The organism is Erythrobacter sp. HA7-11 (assembly GCF_055693605.1).
On record NZ_JBVFUF010000002.1, the window covers coordinates 853,711 to 868,615 of the forward strand.

General features: G+C 60.9%; 17 protein-coding genes and 1 tRNA gene. 7 read left to right on the forward strand and 11 right to left on the reverse strand.

The window, feature by feature from the left end:
* Positions 1-166 precede the first annotated feature (166 nt).
* Positions 167-1,456 (forward strand): adenylosuccinate synthase, encoded by a 1,290-nt coding sequence (locus ACZ1GU_RS04405; RefSeq protein WP_472646868.1) that lies wholly within the window; start codon positions 167-169, stop codon positions 1,454-1,456.
* Positions 1,457-1,585: 129 nt separating this feature from the next.
* Positions 1,586-2,116 carry a L,D-transpeptidase family protein gene (locus ACZ1GU_RS04410; protein WP_472646869.1) on the forward strand — a complete coding sequence of 177 codons (531 nt, stop codon included), beginning with the start codon at positions 1,586-1,588 and terminating at the stop codon, positions 2,114-2,116.
* A 14-nt stretch (positions 2,117-2,130) separates the two neighbouring features.
* Here ACZ1GU_RS04410 and ACZ1GU_RS04415 read toward each other — a convergent pair whose 3' ends face one another.
* Together ACZ1GU_RS04415 and ACZ1GU_RS04420 are read right to left on the reverse strand one after the other, a co-directional pair.
* Entirely contained in the window at positions 2,131-2,505 is a 375-nt protein-coding gene (locus ACZ1GU_RS04415) for a DUF6768 family protein (RefSeq protein ID WP_472646870.1), read from the reverse strand.
* Complete coding sequence (locus tag ACZ1GU_RS04420; protein ID WP_472646871.1) at positions 2,498-3,097, reverse strand: RNA polymerase sigma factor; 600 nt, start codon at positions 3,095-3,097, stop codon at positions 2,498-2,500. The genes ACZ1GU_RS04415 and ACZ1GU_RS04420 overlap by 8 nt, the downstream gene beginning before the upstream one ends.
* Before the next feature lie 106 nt (positions 3,098-3,203).
* Between ACZ1GU_RS04420 and ACZ1GU_RS04425 the strand changes: the two genes are divergently transcribed.
* Entirely contained in the window at positions 3,204-4,205 is a 1,002-nt protein-coding gene (locus tag ACZ1GU_RS04425; RefSeq protein WP_472646872.1) for a MarR family transcriptional regulator, read from the forward strand.
* A 9-nt stretch (positions 4,206-4,214) separates the two neighbouring features.
* Here ACZ1GU_RS04425 and ACZ1GU_RS04430 read toward each other — a convergent pair whose 3' ends face one another.
* Genes ACZ1GU_RS04430 through argH form a run of 4 tightly spaced genes read right to left on the reverse strand, consistent with a single transcriptional unit; the run spans position 4,215 to position 7,964 of the window.
* The gene (locus ACZ1GU_RS04430; protein ID WP_472646873.1) at positions 4,215-5,081 is read right to left on the reverse strand and encodes a precorrin-2 dehydrogenase/sirohydrochlorin ferrochelatase family protein; all 867 of its coding nucleotides are present in this window, start codon (positions 5,079-5,081) and stop codon (positions 4,215-4,217) included.
* Positions 5,078-6,337 (reverse strand): diaminopimelate decarboxylase, encoded by a 1,260-nt coding sequence (gene lysA / locus ACZ1GU_RS04435; RefSeq protein WP_472646874.1) that lies wholly within the window; start codon positions 6,335-6,337, stop codon positions 5,078-5,080. Before lysA ends, ACZ1GU_RS04430 begins: the two co-directional genes overlap by 4 nt.
* Positions 6,307-6,588 (reverse strand): LPS translocon maturation chaperone LptM, encoded by a 282-nt coding sequence (gene lptM / locus ACZ1GU_RS04440; protein WP_472646875.1) that lies wholly within the window; start codon positions 6,586-6,588, stop codon positions 6,307-6,309. Before lptM ends, lysA begins: the two co-directional genes overlap by 31 nt.
* Positions 6,585-7,964, reverse strand: coding sequence for an argininosuccinate lyase (argH, locus tag ACZ1GU_RS04445; protein WP_472648712.1), 1,380 nt, complete (start codon positions 7,962-7,964; stop codon positions 6,585-6,587). Before argH ends, lptM begins: the two co-directional genes overlap by 4 nt.
* A 16-nt stretch (positions 7,965-7,980) precedes the next feature.
* On the opposite strand from argH, the gene ACZ1GU_RS04450 reads away from it, so the two are divergent.
* Positions 7,981-8,580, forward strand: coding sequence for a TlpA family protein disulfide reductase (locus ACZ1GU_RS04450; protein ID WP_472646876.1), 600 nt, complete (start codon positions 7,981-7,983; stop codon positions 8,578-8,580).
* Here ACZ1GU_RS04450 and ACZ1GU_RS04455 read toward each other — a convergent pair.
* Together ACZ1GU_RS04455 and ACZ1GU_RS04460 are read right to left on the reverse strand one after the other, a co-directional pair.
* Positions 8,565-9,782, reverse strand: a complete 1,218-nt coding sequence (locus tag ACZ1GU_RS04455) for an FAD-dependent oxidoreductase (protein WP_472646877.1) — start codon at positions 9,780-9,782, stop codon at positions 8,565-8,567. The genes ACZ1GU_RS04450 and ACZ1GU_RS04455 overlap by 16 nt on opposite strands.
* 114 nt (positions 9,783-9,896) lie before the next feature.
* Positions 9,897-9,972 (reverse strand) — tRNA-Val (locus tag ACZ1GU_RS04460).
* 96 nt (positions 9,973-10,068) lie between these two features.
* Here ACZ1GU_RS04460 and ACZ1GU_RS04465 point away from each other — a divergent pair.
* Positions 10,069-11,049: an asparaginase gene (locus ACZ1GU_RS04465; protein WP_472646878.1), complete on the forward strand. Its 981-nt coding sequence runs from the start codon at positions 10,069-10,071 to the stop codon at positions 11,047-11,049.
* A 113-nt stretch (positions 11,050-11,162) separates the two neighbouring features.
* Here ACZ1GU_RS04465 and ACZ1GU_RS04470 read toward each other — a convergent pair whose 3' ends face one another.
* From ACZ1GU_RS04470 to fmt, 3 genes are all read right to left on the reverse strand, one after another.
* Positions 11,163-12,275, reverse strand: a complete 1,113-nt coding sequence (locus ACZ1GU_RS04470) for a zinc-binding dehydrogenase (protein ID WP_472646879.1) — start codon at positions 12,273-12,275, stop codon at positions 11,163-11,165.
* Positions 12,276-12,346: 71 nt separating this feature from the next.
* Positions 12,347-13,108 carry a tRNA pseudouridine(38-40) synthase TruA gene (gene truA / locus ACZ1GU_RS04475; protein ID WP_472646880.1) on the reverse strand — a complete coding sequence of 254 codons (762 nt, stop codon included), beginning with the start codon at positions 13,106-13,108 and terminating at the stop codon, positions 12,347-12,349.
* Positions 13,105-14,010: a methionyl-tRNA formyltransferase gene (gene fmt / locus ACZ1GU_RS04480; protein WP_472646881.1), complete on the reverse strand. Its 906-nt coding sequence runs from the start codon at positions 14,008-14,010 to the stop codon at positions 13,105-13,107. Before fmt ends, truA begins: the two co-directional genes overlap by 4 nt.
* A 54-nt stretch (positions 14,011-14,064) precedes the next feature.
* Here fmt and recR point away from each other — a divergent pair, with 54 nt between their 5' ends.
* Positions 14,065-14,661, forward strand: a complete 597-nt coding sequence (gene recR, locus ACZ1GU_RS04485; RefSeq protein ID WP_472646882.1) for a recombination mediator RecR — start codon at positions 14,065-14,067, stop codon at positions 14,659-14,661.
* Positions 14,658-14,882, forward strand: a complete 225-nt coding sequence (locus tag ACZ1GU_RS04490) for a hypothetical protein (RefSeq protein ID WP_472646883.1) — start codon at positions 14,658-14,660, stop codon at positions 14,880-14,882. Before recR ends, ACZ1GU_RS04490 begins: the two co-directional genes overlap by 4 nt.
* Positions 14,883-14,905: the final 23 nt, after the last annotated feature.

The window sequence follows — 14,905 nt, forward strand, 5'->3', positions numbered from 1 at the left end:
TGTCCTCGCTCCCTACGCTCGCTGCGGGCGGCCACAAGGGCCTTGCGGCGCTGCGCGCCGTGCTCCGCGACCAAGCCAATGGGCATTGCGCATGATCCCTCCTTGCCCTTGGCCTCGCGAAGCCCTACGCCCGCGCGGTTTGTCACTTCAACAGCGAAAGTAGAGCATGGCCAACGTCACCGTAATCGGCGCCCAGTGGGGCGATGAAGGCAAGGGCAAGATCGTCGATTGGCTCGCCAGCCGCGCCGACGCCGTCGTCCGCTTCCAGGGCGGCCACAATGCCGGTCACACGCTGGTGATCGACGGAGAGGTCTACAAGCTCTCGCTGCTGCCATCGGGCATCGTCAGCGGCACGATGAGCATGATCGGCAATGGTGTCGTGCTCGACCCGTGGGCGCTGCGCGATGAGGTCGAGAAGCTCGAAGGACAAGGCGTTGCGATCAACGATGACAACCTGGCAATTGCGGACAACTGCCCGTTGATCTTGCCGGTGCACCGCGACTTGGACGCTCTGCGGGAGACCGCGGCAGGGAAGGGCAAGATCGGGACGACCGGGCGCGGGATTGGCCCGGCCTACGAGGACAAGGTGGGGCGGCGTGCGATCCGCGTTTGTGATCTGGCGCATCTCGACGATCTGGAGCCCCAGCTGGACCGGCTATGCGCGCATCACGATGCGCTGCGGGCAGGCTTTGACCAGCCGCCTGTCGATCGCGAGGCGCTTCTCGCTGAACTGCGCGATGTCGCCGACTTCGTGCTGCGGTTTGCGCAGCCGGTGTGGAAGCGATTGAAGAAGGTGCGCAAGGCGGGGGCGAAGATCCTGTTTGAAGGCGCGCAGGGCGTGCTGCTCGATGTCGATCACGGCACCTACCCGTTCGTGACCAGCTCGAACACGGTGAGCGGCTCCGCGGCGAGTGGCTCCGGGCTAGGACCGAATGCGACCGGCTTCGTGCTGGGGATTGTGAAGGCCTATACGACGCGGGTGGGCTCTGGCCCGTTCCCGACCGAGCTCGACGATGAGGTAGGCCAAGGAATTGGCGAGCGCGGGCACGAGTTCGGCACAGTGACCGGGCGTCAGCGCCGCGTGGGCTGGTTTGACGCGGTGCTGGTGCGTCAGACCTGCGCGATCAGCGGCGTGACGGGGATTGCGCTTACCAAGATCGACGTGCTCGACGGGCTGGAAACGGTCAAGATATGCACCGGATACCGGCTGCGCGGCAATGTGCTCGACTACTTCCCCAGCCATGCTGGCGATCAGGCGGCGGTTGAGCCGATCTACGAAGAGATGGAAGGGTGGAGCGAGAGCACGGCTGGTGCGCGCTCCTATGCCGATCTGCCTGCCAATGCGATCAAGTACATCCAGCGCGTGCAGGAGCTGATCGAGACGCCGGTTTCGCTGGTGTCGACCAGCCCAGAGCGCGATGATACGATCCTGATGAAGGATCCGTTTGAGGACTAGACGCCGAAGGCTTCCCTGTTTGGGACATGAGGGGTGGTGCGCAATTGCGCGGCTCTCCACTGCGCGCTAGCTTGGCCTCCTATGGTCCGGTTCGTTACCCTCCTCATGGCAATGCTCGCTACAAGCTGCGTGGCACCTTCAGGCGAAACGGTAGATGGGGCGCGAACGGCGGAGGCACTGCCCTATCCGGCTGCGCAGAGCTATCAGAGGGTGGCTTCGCGCACGATTGAGCGTCGCGGTCCTCGATATGCGGACTATCTCATCGTCGACAAGTCGGAGCGGCTGCTGGTGGCCTACAATAATGGCGAGCCGATCCGCATCTATCGCGGGCTGCAATTTGGCGATGCGCCGCGCGGTCACAAACGCTTTGAAGGGGACGAGCGCACACCGGAAGGGCTCTACACGATCCACACGCGCAATCCGAACAGCTCGTTTCACCTTAGCCTGCGGATCGACTATCCCAACCGGCAGGATCGAGCCTTTGCCGCGCAATATGGCAGATCAGCCGGCGGGGACATCTTCATTCACGGCCAGCCCAATGGCGCGACCCGCCGGATGCGCGGTGACTGGACCGATGGTTGCATCGCGCTGACCAATGCTGAGATCGAGGAGCTGTGGACGCTCGTGCCCGACGGCACCCCGATCGAAATCCGACCCTGAGCCTAAGCTCCAAATTAGTCCTGTTTCTCGCTCAACATTGCGACCTGAACCTGCAGGCGCTTCACCTCGCGCAAGATCGTAAGCATGTTCATTCGATTGAACATCCATTCCTTCAAGAACCCCTGGATGATCAATAGAGCGAGCGCTGCAATCGCCCACAATGTGTGCTCAACCGGATCACGGGTGCTTGCGACCTGCCAGATGACGAGTAACAGAGCGATGCCGAAAACCACGGCCAGAAAGAAGGCGAATTTTGCCCATCCTCCAAGCGGCCCTTTCCAGCTGTCACCGATCTGCTGAAACAAGCCGCGGTCGCTGTCGAGACTAGCGAGAAACGCTTTGTCATCATCGTCCAGTGCCGCAGCAATGCGGTCGTCTTGTTCAGTCATAGTCTGTCTCCTCTTGGATTGGGGTAAGCGCTGCCTTTAACTGCCGGCGCGCATGGAAAAGTCGGCTTTTGGCGGTACCGATCGGTATGTCTGTGGCTTCGGCAATTTCGCGTAAGGTCAAGCCTTCACTGAAATGAAGATGCGCGGTTAGCCGGTGGTCAGGTGGCAGAAGGGCAAAGGCCTCGGAAATCGCAGCGGAGTCTTCCTGATTTGCCTCGACCGCGCGTTCCGGTGGCTCCGTATCGGAAAAAGCAGAGCGCTCGCGAACCACCGCCTTGATCCGGTCGGCACCACGCCTTCGCAAAATACCGAAAGCCCACGGGGCAAAGCGAGCCGGATCACGGACCTTGGCAATGCCGCGTATGATCGCCAGCCAGCATTCCTGCGCGAGGTTCTCTGCCTCAAAGGCATCACCGACATAGCGCCGGGCTGCGCGCAGCAGCCGGGGATGCCAGCGTTTGGCGAGGCGCTCTGCCGCTGCCCGGTCGCCTGACTGGACAAGTACGACCAGATATTGGTCGAACAATTGGCCCGCATCGGGAGCGAAAGTTTCGGCTTTTTCCCTCATTGCAGGAATAGTCTGCGCGGGCATGCAAATGGTTCAATGATCCGTGTGAAATAATTGGCGATTTTGCCGGATTTCTTGACTTGAACCTGTTTTGTTCTACGTATGTTTCCATATTCAGGAGGCGATTCGTATGGCCCATGCCAATTCCGCAGCAGATTTTTCGTATGACCTAGCGCGCGATCCTTCGGGGCTGCCCGCATCAATTGCTGTATTTGCTGACCGTCCCAATGTGCGCGGTCAGATTACCGAGGATTTGGTCGGCGCAGGGTTTCGCGCGGCGGATGGCGGTCCGATTGCGGCCTTGCTGGAAGGGCAAATCACGGTGCTGGGCGATGTAGTTCTGATTGATTGCCCAACTGTAGATGCGGAGACTCTGGCGGCCTTGACGCGGCTTGATATGCGGGTGGCAAGGGCAGGCTCAAACCTGATTGTTTCGACTTCGCTGGAGGCTCTGGACGATGTCTTTGCCGCACTCGACCAGTCCGATCCGCAATTGCTGGTCAATCCCACGCGGGCTGACCGGATCGTGGCGGTGGGCCGCGTCCTGGCACAGGTTTCGAATGCGCGCGTGCGCGAAATGACTGACGAAGACCGGCTGACCCTATTGCGACTGTCTGAGCAGGTCGATGCAATTGCACAGCGCCTCGAAGGGCTAGCCGATTCTCCGATCCGTCAAGCTGTCAATATTCCCGGTGCTGCTTTGATTGCTCAAGATGTCGAGATTGTGGAGGATGCGTCCAGCGCAACCCAGCTTTACTCAAGCGCCACTTGCGCGCGTGCACCATTGCCAGAGCCGCGACTGGTCCGGCAGATCATCGCCAACCGTCAGGCGCGGGCGCGATTTTTTGACGGAGAACTGTTTGCCGATCCGGCTTGGGATATGCTGCTCGACCTGACTGCGGCGCATGCCGAGCATCGCCGCGTATCTGTGACCAGCCTCTGCATTGCGGCGGGTGTTCCGGCGACCACTGCGCTCCGGTGGGTGCGGCAAATGGTCGATAGCGGGATCTTCGTGCGGATTGCAGATTCCACCGACAAGCGCCGCGCATTCATTACATTGAGTGAAACGACTGCTGCCGCAATGGCAAGCTACTTTGCAGCGATTGAGCCGCCGGTGAACTTGGCGGCTTGATCGCAGTGCTTATGCGTCAGGAGTGCGGCGCAGGATAACGGTAAGCCCGTTTTCGCCGATATGTTCGGCGGCTTTGGGGCAGGGCATATGCTCGCTGCCTGCCTTGGCAAGTGGGCATGTTGCCGCATCGCAGGTGATACGCACCGCGTCCGCTCGCGCGCGTGCTAGGATCGTGGGAGAGACCTTGCCGCGTGTACACACTGCATCGGCTTCACCCAGAGTGCGCGCTTGCTTGATGGTCAGGTCTTCCGGATCGTCGGAGGAGATTGTGAACTCGACTGTCTCATTGGCGACGGCGTTTGTTTTTCCACTCGCCCAAGCCTCAACCCGCTCATGCGAAGTCTCATTGAGCGGATCCAGCGACCCACCCTCACGCAAAGCTTCATCGATGGCTCGCCGACGGTCGCCGCCATCGGGAAAGCGCTCACGAAGGACATCGCGCGCACCAAACAGCTTCTCTGCCAGACGACCAAGGCTTTGCGGCAAAATCCGCTCAAGGCGAAGCCGCACATGCTTCGCCAGACCCGCCGAAGCACCTCCGGTTCCCACAGCGATCAGCACAGGGTTGCGATCAAGAATGCTGGGTGTGGTGAAATCGCACAGGTCGGGCCGGTCGACGACATTCACCAACATGCCTGCACAGCGCAGATTGATCGCCGCCGCCTCGCAAGCCTTGGCGTCTTCGTACGCGACAAAAGCGATGCGCACTCCCTCATCGACCGCCTGTTGGATGTCGTCGATAATGACGCCGCCAGCGCGTTCGACCAACCGCCGCTTGGGTTCGGCTGCCGCCCCTTCGCCCAGCACCAGCACTGTCTGACCCGCAATCTTGTGAAATAGCGGCAGGCTGCCTAGCTCAGGCGAAGAACCGCTCATGCGAGCCAGTCTGGAACGCGCTCGGCATCCATAATCGAGCCCGCATCGATCCGGTCGGCCACGACAGCGAACTTGTCGCCGTCGACCAGAACCTCGGCAACAAATCCGCGCGAATTGTAGCTTGAGGCCATGGTCGCGCCGTAAGCACCAGCCGTGCGGAAAACGGCAAGCTCGCCGCTAGCGAGCTCGTCGCAATCGCGGCCCATCGCAAAGGTGTCGCCCGTCTCGCAGATCGGACCGACGATATTGGCGGTCATCTCAGTGCCGCGCGGCTCGACTGCCTCAAAATGGTGATAGGCGCCGTAAAGGGCAGGGCGCGCAAGGTCATTCATCGCCGCATCGACTATCACGAAGGGATTGTTCAGTCCTCGCTTGACGCGGACCACACGGGTCAAAAGCACGCCTGCGTTGCCCGCGATCACGCGGCCCGGTTCAAAGATCAGGGTCACGCCCCAGTCTTTCGTGACGCGCGCGACCATCGCGCCATATTCGGACGGCGGAGGCAGCTCTTCGCCCTTGCGATAGGGTACACCCAGCCCGCCGCCCAAATCGACATGGGTAATTGTGTGACCCGCACCGCGCAGTGACTTCACCAGTTCGCCGAGCTTTTCGAATGCCCGTTCCAGCGGAGCGATATCGGCGAGTTGGCTGCCGATATGCACGGCGACGCCGCGTAGGTTCACGCTTGGCGAGTGTGCGAGCTTGCCAAAAATTTGCCCAGCCTGATCAATCGGAACGCCAAATTTGTTGTCCGCCTTGCCGGTCGAGATTTTGTCATGTGTTCCCGCGTCAACATCCGGGTTGATGCGCAGGGCGCATTGCGCAGTAACACCCATCTCGGCGGCGACTTCGGCAAGTTCCGCGCCCTCCTCTTCGCTTTCGATGTTGAACTGGCCGATCTCCAGTTCCAGCCCGGCGATCAGCTCCGCTCGAGTCTTGCCTACACCGGAAAACACGATCTTTTCTGGTGCGATCCCGACCGCGAGTGCGCGCCGTACTTCTCCAATCGAGACACAGTCCGCGCCATAGCCTTGGCGTTGCAGTACCTTCAGCACGGCAAGGTTTGGATTCGCCTTCACCGCAAAGGCGATCAGCTTGTCCGGCACACCGTCCAAGGCTTCGCGGAACACGCGCGCATGGCGCTCCAGCGTAGCGCGCGAATAGACGTATACCGGCGTGCCGACCTCTTCCGCAATCCGCACTAGTGCGACGTCCTCAGCATGCATCACGCCGTCTTTGACTGCAAAATGGTCCATCGGGTCTCGAGATTATTCAGGGGGAGGTCGAAAGGGTCGTCTTCGCGCTCTTCAGAGCGGCGGCGCAATTCCACGCTGCGTTCGGGCGCGGCGAGGGCATCGCGTTCAAGCAGTTCCTCAGCATTGGGCGGAGTTTCGGCGCCAAGCGGCGCTACCGGGAGGCTGGCACCTTCAGGTGGAGTGAGGTCGCCGCGCGCACCGCAAGCCGTCAAAGCGGCGCTCACAGCGATCATCACAATTAGACGCTTCATGTCTTATCCATTCCCAGAGCCGCGCGGGCGTTCGCAACTTGAGCCTTTACCTGGTCGGGAGCCGTCCCGCCATAGGAAGAGCGCGCGGCAACCGAGGCATCGACCGAAAGCGCCTCGAACACCCGTTCGTCAATACGCGCGTCGATCGCCTTGAGTTCCGCTAGCGGTAGTTCGTCAAGCGCGCACCCGCGCGTCTCGGCCAGTTTGACCGCCGCGCCGGTGATATGATGGGCCTCCCGAAACGGGATGTCCGCCTCGGTGACCAGCCAATCGGCAAGGTCGGTGGCGGTGGCGTAGCCCAGTTCGACCGCCTCGCGCATCCGTTCGGTCTTAAAGGTGCTGTCAGCCACCATCCCGGTCATCGCGGCAATGCTCAGCGCCATCAGGCCGGCGGCTTCGAAGACCGGCGGCTTATCGTCCTGCATGTCCTTGGAATAGGCGAGCGGCAGACCTTTCATCGTCACCATCAGAGCAGTCGCGCAGCCGATCACCCGCCCTGCATGGCCGCGTATCAGTTCAGCGGCATCGGGGTTCTTCTTTTGAGGCATGATCGAACTGCCGGTCGAAAGTGCATCGGCCATGGTCACAAAGCCGAAGGGCTGGCTTGCCCACAGGATGAATTCTTCGGCGAGGCGCGAAAGGTGCACCGCGCAGGTTGACGCTGCGAAGAGAAAATCCATCGCAAAATCGCGGTCGGACACTGCGTCGAGCGAATTCGCGGTTGGTCGGTCGAATTCGAGCGCTTCCGCAGTCATATCGCGGTCCAGAGGAAAGCCGGTACCGGCCAAAGCCGCACTGCCAAGCGGAGACTCATTCAAGCGCACACGAGCATCCGCAAGACGCGAGCGGTCGCGTCGCAGCATCTCGTAATAGGCCATCAGGTGGTGACCGAGCGTCACGGGTTGCGCGGTCTGCAAATGGGTGAAACCGGGCATCACGCTATCGGCGTGTTCGCCGGCGCGGGTTACGAGCGCGCGCTGTAATTCGGCAAGCCCTGCGTCCATCTCGTCAATCGCGCCGCGCACCCACAGCTTGAAGTCGGTCGCCACCTGATCATTGCGGCTGCGTGCGGTGTGGAGCCGCCCGGCAACCGGCCCGATCAATTCGGTCAGCCGCGCCTCGACCGTCATATGGATATCTTCGAGTTCCCAATCCTCGGGCACGCCATCACGCGCATATTCTTCCTCGATTTGTGCGAGCCCGCCATCAATCGCTTTGGCATCTTCGGCGCTCACAATCCCTTGCTTAGCCAGCATCGCGACATGCGCGCGGCTACCCGCGATATCTTGCTGCCAAAGCGCCTTGTCGAACGGGATAGAAGCATTGATTTCGCGCATGATCGCACTAGGTCCATCTGAGAACCTGCCGCCCCACATCGTGTTGGATTTGCTCATGTCGCTTCGTTTGCCGCTATCTGTCCTTGCGCTCACACTTGCGCTTGGCGCTTGCGATAGGGGCGCGGGCACGCACGCGCAACAACAGGGTGATTTGGGTGCGGGCAAGCCAGACTTGCCGCAGTCCGGGGTCGGTGAGGTTGACCGCGCGCAGGCTGGAACCGAATTGCCGCAGCTTGCCTTTGCCGATCCGAGCGGGAAGGTGCTCGAATTTTCATCACTTGAGGGAAAGCCTGTACTGCTCAATCTTTGGGCAACCTGGTGCGCGCCGTGCAAGGTTGAGATGCCCTCGCTCGACCGGCTTGCTCAGGAAATGGGCAGTGATTTGCGAGTGATTACAATAAGTCAGGACATGCGCGGCGCCGAAGTGGTTGAACCGTTTTATGCTGAGCAAGGCTTTGACGAGCTTGAGCCGTGGCTCGACCCCGACAACACGCTCGACCGCGCTTTGGACAATGGCGGAGTGTTGCCGCTGACGATCCTGTTCGGAGCCGATGGACGCGAAATCCTGCGCGTGAAGGGCGGGTATGAGTGGGATAGCGAACAAGCGATTGCGCTTGTCAGCGAAGCAATTGCCGAGCCTCAAAGCTCAGAATAATCAGGCGGGCTGAGGCCCAACGAGGCGAGCGGCCAGCCAAACATGCCGCTCATAAGCAGCGCTTGGATGCGCGAAATCGGCCAGATTTGGGAGAGCGGCGCGAGGATTCGATCGCGCAGCCACGGCTCTACACTGCCATCGGATTGGTAGAGCGGGGTAAAGAAGGCGGTCACCCACTGATAGATGTCGACATGATCGCGCCGCCAGCCGGAGGCAAGGCTAAGGCTCTCACGGAGAGTGCGTCCCGCATTAAGGCCGCGTTTGAGCGCCCAGGCATCGAGCAGGGCCATATTCGCGCCTTGCCCCAATTGCGGGCTGGCTGAATGCCACGAATCACCGATGGCAATGCGGCGGGTGCCGACCGGACGCTTGGCTGTGCGATGGGCGTAGCGGGCAAAGGTGAGCTGATCGCGCGACGTAATCCGGTCGAGCAGCGCCGCGGTTTCGGGCCACAGAGCACGGACCTCGTCTTTCCAGCTGTCGAGTGGTATTCTTTGCCATGCCTCATGATCGCGAACGCGCAGGGACCAGAAGAACGCCGCTTCAGGCGCGCATTCACCACCCCGCGAGCCAATCGGCAGCACGCCAACCATTTGCTCCGCGCGGCGATAGCGCTGTTCGAGCAGTCCGAGATCGTAGGGATCGCTTGGCTCCAACGGTAGGCTCGCCCATAACGCACCGAAGGGCAGGATGTTCTTGGGAGCCTCGTCAAAAACCGTCTGCCATCCGCTTGCATCGACGATCAGGTCAAAGTCGGCAGAGATGCTGCCATCGGCAAAGTCCAATCGCCGTCCGCTTGCGCTCGGCGTGCTTCCCGCAATCGTCCGACCCTTCTCGATCGCAATGCCCTCACGCTGAACCGCCTCATACAGCACAGAAAACAGGCTCGCGCGGTGAATGCCGATACCGAAAGCGTTCGGCACGCCCAGCTTATCATAATGCGCATCAAGCGCGGTGCGGCCGTGTTCTTCGAGGCCTTTCAATCCGCGAATGCGCGACCCGCGTTTGGCAATCTCGCTCGCCAAGCCAAGCTTGGATAAGACAGCCATGCCGGTCGGCTGGATCATCAGCCCGGATCCGACTGGGCCGGGCTCATCAAATTGATCGAACAAAGTGACCGCATGCCCGTCGCGGTGCAGCATCAATGCGGCAGCGAGTCCCGCCGGTCCGCATCCCGCAATGCCGATAGAAAGCCCCTTCATGGGGCGCAGCCTTGGCGCGAATCATCGCGCGCGTCGAGTGCTTTCAATGGATGCTGTGTTGTTTGGAATGCAGGCTTATCAGCCGCTTGGCCGAAATGCTGCGCTGCACGAAACTGGTGGGCGATGACAGGCTCGAACTGCCGACCCTCTCGGTGTAAACGAGATGCTCTACCAACTGAGCTAATCGCCCGTTCCGTTTCAGCGGAAGAGGCGCTTCTAGCGTGCAAATTTTGAAAATCAATTGCTGTGTGGCGTAAAAATGCACGCGCGGCTATCGGATCACCGCATGAGCACGCCCAATATCACTGTTTTGGCCACTGGCGGCACGATTGCGGGCGCGGCGGATACGGCGACTCGGCACGATTATCGTCCCGGCCAGATCGGTATTGAGGACTTTCTAGCCCGAGTCGCTGAGCTTAATCTCGATACGAAACTTACTGGACGGCAGATCGCCAATATTGGTTCAGAGGATATGAGCCCAGCGATCTGGACGCAGCTGCATTCGGCGACGAGCGCGGCGATTGCCGATCCCGATTGCACTGGTGTGATCATTACTCACGGCACCGACACGGTTGAGGAAAGCGCTTTCCTGCTCGACTTGACCTTGCCGACCACAAAGCCGGTCGTGCTGGTCGGAGCGATGCGCCCCGCAACGGCGGTCGGCTATGATGGCTTGCGCAATTTCGCCAACGCGATGCGGGTGGCGATGGATGGCGAAGCCGCCGGGCGCGGCGTGCTGGTGGTGATGGGTGACCGGGTGTTTGCTGCGCGCGATATCCGCAAGGTCCGCACGCGTGGGACTGAGGCGTTTCAGGGCTTCCCGCGTGGATCGGTGGGCCTGGTGACTCCAAGTTCGCTCGAATGGTTCGGTGCGCCTTGGCGGCTCGACGAAAACGCGCGCTTCGACTTCCGAGCTGACTTGCCCGACGTGCCGATCCTGTTCGTGCATGCTGGTATGACGCCTGACTACGTCGCGCGGCTCGTCACCACGGACACGCGCGGTGTTGTTGTCGCCGGACTGGGCGAAGGCAATATGCCCGATGCGGTACGCACTGCGCTCGTTGAGCTAACAGCGAAAGGCTTGCTCGTCGTCCGAGCCAGCCGTCTCGATGAGGGGTTGGTCGACCGCGAGCCGGAGGATGACGCAAACCGATTCGTGGCTGCACGCGCGCTCAATCCGCAGAAGGCGCGGATTTTGCTGCAGATGCTGATAGCGAGCGGGATCTGTGATCCCGCCCACATCCAATCAGCGTTTGATAATCGTTGATCTGAGCTGGTGGGAAGGCCCGCAAGGCCGACCGGTACGCCCGCAGCGACGCGATCTTCAGATCGCGGGAGCGAGGATGTCACACGCCGGATGGCGTGCGTGAACCCAAACAGTCACCCCCAAGGCGTAACCAGATACTTCTCGCCGGTCTTCATCTGGCGATAGTCGAGAATCGCATCCTTGGTCAGCATGCCATGGAGATCGACCTTCGACTTGTAGCTGCTGGCGAATGTGGTGGTGAGGTTTTCGAGCACGCGAGTGCGCATCCGCATCACCGTGTCCATCCCGGCATTCTGAAGAAACGGCGTCAGCAACCAACCCGACAAAGTCCATCCAAAGCCATAGCTTGGCGTTAGAATGGTCGGGCCAAAGTCGAGCCGGCCATAGATAAACATCCGTTTGTTCTGGTCTGAACCATAGCGGCTGTATTCGCTCATCTTGCTTACGGCGACTTGCTCCATCGCCTTGAACACATGGTCGACCGCTTGGCCGCCGCCAATCGGATCAAAACCGTAGAACGCGTCGGTTTCGTCAATCGCGCTGCGCAATTGCGCCATGAAATCATCGTCGGATGAGTTGACGATGTGCTTCGCGCCGATGCCCTTGAGCATTTCGACGTTCTCGGCCTTGCGCACGATGTTGACCAGCTCGATGCCATCTTCCTGGCAAATCTTCACCAGCATCTGGCCGAGGTTTGATGCAGCCGCCGTGTGCACAATCGCCTTCTGCCCATCCATCTTGGCGTTCTCGACAAAACCGAGCGATGTCATCGGGTTGACGAAGCTGGATGCGCCAGCTTCTGAACTGTGGTCACCCAGCGGCAGACACATGGCCGCATCAGCAATCGCATATTGTGAGAAAGCATTGCCGGGAACGCACGCGACGCGCTGACCCATCAGGCCTTTCGCCATGTCGCTATCGCCCGTTGCGACGACTGTGCCGGCACCTTCGTTGCCCGCGGGAAGCCGCTGCCCGTGCCGCGCTTTCTGTCCCGACAGGAACGGTTCGGGCATCTGCGCGACGACTTTCCCGTCGGAATATTCCGCATTCTCGAAATCAGCTGCGCTCGTCAGGATCGCAAGGTCTGACGGGTTGATCGGAGCAGCCTCCATCTTGACCAAGACCTGATTGCCGGTTGGCTCTGGGAAGGTCTCGTCGGTGACTTCCAGCGTGAGCGTGCCGCCCGCATCGAGGGTGGTGAAAAGCTGTTTGCCGGTCTTGGTCATGGGGGTCTCTCCTAAGTTGCTTTGAAAACGGGCTAGGCCAGCCATGCGCGCTTGGCTAGGGTGACGTTGCGTCAGGCTTGCGCGTGATAGAGCGCTTCCATGAAATAGAGTCCGTGCGGCGGTGCGTTGAGACCCAACGCTTGTCTGTCTTTGGCTGCGAGCGCCTTGGCAAGCTGATCCTTGTCCCATGTGCCGACGCCGACCAATTTGAGCGAGCCGACCATGCTGCGCACTTGATGATGCAGGAAACTGCGCGCGGCGGCATGCACATGAATTTCTGGGCCCAACGGTGTGGCCACCTGCTCAACCTCGAACCGGTCGAGCGTTTTGACAGGGTCCTTTGCCTGACACTTCACAGAGCGAAACGTCGTGAAATCGTGCCGCCCGACCAGCACCTCCGCCGCATCCGCCATAGCCTCGAAATCGAGCTGCGGGCCAACCTGCCAGGCGCGTTTGAGCCCAAAGGTCAAAGGCGCGCGGCGATTAACGATCCGATAGAGATAACGCCGTCCAGTGCAGGAAAAGCGCGCGTGCCAATCATCATCGACGATCTCGCAGGCCTTTACCGCAATTGGGTTGGGACGCAATTGCGCGTTCAGGGCTTCCATCAAACGGAATGGGGTGAGGTCTTTCTCGATGTCAATGTGACTGCGCATCGCGAGCGCATGGACCCCGGTGTCGGTCCGCCCGGCGCTGAGCAATTGCGGGTTTTCGCCGGTGATTGCGTGCGCGGCCTCTTCAACCGCCTGCTGAACGCTCGGCCCGTGCTTTTGCCGCTGAAGACCTTGGAACGGAGTTCCGTCAAATTCTATCGTCAGCGCAAAGCGGGTCATGCAAGGACAGTGCCTGCATCCACTGGCCGCCCGCGCAGGAAGGCGTCGCGGTCCATTGCCGGCTTGCCCGCGCGCTGGAGGCGGGTGGGGCGCAGCGCACCCTCTCCGCAAGCAATGGTCAGATCGCTGCCGATCACTGAGCCGGGTTCGCCAGTGCCTTCGACATTTTCGGCGCCGAGCAGCTTCACCCGCTCGCCTTCAAGCTCAAACCAGGCACCGGGGAAAGGGGCTAGGCCACGCACATGGCGGACTAGCTCGCTCGCGGGCCGCGTCCAGTCGATTTGTGCTTCTGCTTTGTCGATCTTGGGCGCGTAAGTCGCTTCGGCGTCGTCCTGCGGCTGGGCTGCGTAGCTTGGCAAATCACTCAGCACCTGAACCATCGCGCCCGCGCCCAGCTCGGCAAGTTCGGCAGTCAGTTCGCCGGTAGTCTTGTCCGCAATCGGCGTTTTAACGATGTGTAGCATCGGTCCGGTATCGAGGCCCGCCTCCATCTGCATAATCGTCACGCCGGTTTCCGCGTCGCCTTCCATGATCGCGCGGTGGATCGGCGCGGCTCCGCGCCAGCGTGGCAGGATCGAGGCGTGAATGTTGAGGCAGCCATGCGCTGGCGCATCTAGCACCGCCTGTGGCAGGATCAGGCCATAGGCTGCCACCACCGCGACATCGGCACCGAGCGCGGCGAATTCCTCCTGCGCCTCGGCTTTCTTCAGAGATTTGGGTGAGCGTACCGGCAAGCCAAACTCCTCCGCCTTGGCTTGAACAGGCGAGGCGCGCAGTTTCTTGCCGCGACCAGCAGGGCGGGGCGGCTGGGTGTAGACGCAGGCGATTTCGTGCTCCGCCTCATGCAAAGCGACTAAAGCAGGCACCGCAAAATCGGGCGTTCCCATAAAAATGATGCGCATGACTGTGCCGTGCCGCCCTTTCTCGTTTCTGCCGCAGCCCCTATCTCTACCCCCATGGCATCGCAAGAGATCGAAGCATTATCGAGCACATTGGCGCGGCTCCCCGGGCTTGGTCCGCGCAGCGCGCGGCGTGCGGTGCTGTGGCTGGTAAAGAACCGTGAACGCGCTCTGCCGAGCCTGCTTGAGGCTCTTGAAGCGGTGAACGAGACGCTGGTTGAATGCGACACTTGCGGCAATGTCGACACCTCCAACCCCTGCGGTATCTGTGCCGATCCACGCCGCGATGCGAAATCTTTGTGCGTGGTCGAGGATGTCGCCGATGTCTGGGCGCTGGACCGCGCGCGGCTGTTTTCAGGGCGCTATCATGTCTTGGGCGGCAAGCTGTCTGCGCTCGACGGGATTGGCCCAGAGGACCTCAACATCACCGCCTTGCTCTCGCGCGTCGAGGGCGGCGAGATTGACGAGGTGGTGCTGGCGATGAACGCAACGCTCGAGGGACAGACAACCGCGCATTACCTCGCTGAGCGCCTGGAGCCGCATGGGCTGAGGATTACTCAGCTCGCGCACGGGCTGCCGGTCGGCGGAGAGCTCGACTATCTCGACGAAGGCACGCTCGCGCAGGCGCTTAGGGCGAGAAGGCCGGTTGGATGAAGCGCTGGCTGGGATGCCTTGCCTTGGCGATTGCGATTGGCTTCACAGTGGCACTCTTCATGTCCTCCGCAGCGATTGATCACAATCCTCAGTACGAATTTGTCTCCGAGAACGGCGAATACACTGCTGCACTCTACAGCCTCTTCACGATCTGGTTTTCCGTTGCCGCATTGCCAAGTCTGCTGGTTTGCCTCCTAGTAAGCAAATCGAAGAGCGATTGAGCGGCGAACTATCAATCACTCTG

Bases quoted from the DNA above. Each gene is read 5' to 3' on its own strand.
- ACZ1GU_RS04430 (WP_472646873.1), bottom strand. From the start codon at position 5,081: ATGAGCGGTTCTTCGCCTGAGCTAGGCAGCCTGCCGCTATTTCACAAG.
- ACZ1GU_RS04470 (WP_472646879.1), bottom strand. From the start codon at position 12,275: ATGACCAAGACCGGCAAACAGCTTTTCACCACCCTCGATGCGGGCGGC.
- fmt (WP_472646881.1), bottom strand. From the start codon at position 14,010: ATGCGCATCATTTTTATGGGAACGCCCGATTTTGCGGTGCCTGCTTTA.
- lysA (WP_472646874.1), bottom strand. From the start codon at position 6,337: ATGGACCATTTTGCAGTCAAAGACGGCGTGATGCATGCTGAGGACGTC.
- ACZ1GU_RS04415 (WP_472646870.1), bottom strand. From the start codon at position 2,505: ATGACTGAACAAGACGACCGCATTGCTGCGGCACTGGACGATGATGAC.
- ACZ1GU_RS04490 (WP_472646883.1), top strand. From the start codon at position 14,658: ATGAAGCGCTGGCTGGGATGCCTTGCCTTGGCGATTGCGATTGGCTTC.
- ACZ1GU_RS04450 (WP_472646876.1), top strand. From the start codon at position 7,981: ATGTCGCTTCGTTTGCCGCTATCTGTCCTTGCGCTCACACTTGCGCTT.
- ACZ1GU_RS04465 (WP_472646878.1), top strand. From the start codon at position 10,069: ATGAGCACGCCCAATATCACTGTTTTGGCCACTGGCGGCACGATTGCG.
- ACZ1GU_RS04420 (WP_472646871.1), bottom strand. From the start codon at position 3,097: ATGCCCGCGCAGACTATTCCTGCAATGAGGGAAAAAGCCGAAACTTTC.
- ACZ1GU_RS04425 (WP_472646872.1), top strand. From the start codon at position 3,204: ATGGCCCATGCCAATTCCGCAGCAGATTTTTCGTATGACCTAGCGCGC.
- lptM (WP_472646875.1), bottom strand. From the start codon at position 6,588: ATGAAGCGTCTAATTGTGATGATCGCTGTGAGCGCCGCTTTGACGGCT.
- ACZ1GU_RS04405 (WP_472646868.1), top strand. From the start codon at position 167: ATGGCCAACGTCACCGTAATCGGCGCCCAGTGGGGCGATGAAGGCAAG.
- truA (WP_472646880.1), bottom strand. From the start codon at position 13,108: ATGACCCGCTTTGCGCTGACGATAGAATTTGACGGAACTCCGTTCCAA.
- argH (WP_472648712.1), bottom strand. From the start codon at position 7,964: ATGTGGGGCGGCAGGTTCTCAGATGGACCTAGTGCGATCATGCGCGAA.
- recR (WP_472646882.1), top strand. From the start codon at position 14,065: ATGGCATCGCAAGAGATCGAAGCATTATCGAGCACATTGGCGCGGCTC.
- ACZ1GU_RS04455 (WP_472646877.1), bottom strand. From the start codon at position 9,782: ATGAAGGGGCTTTCTATCGGCATTGCGGGATGCGGACCGGCGGGACTC.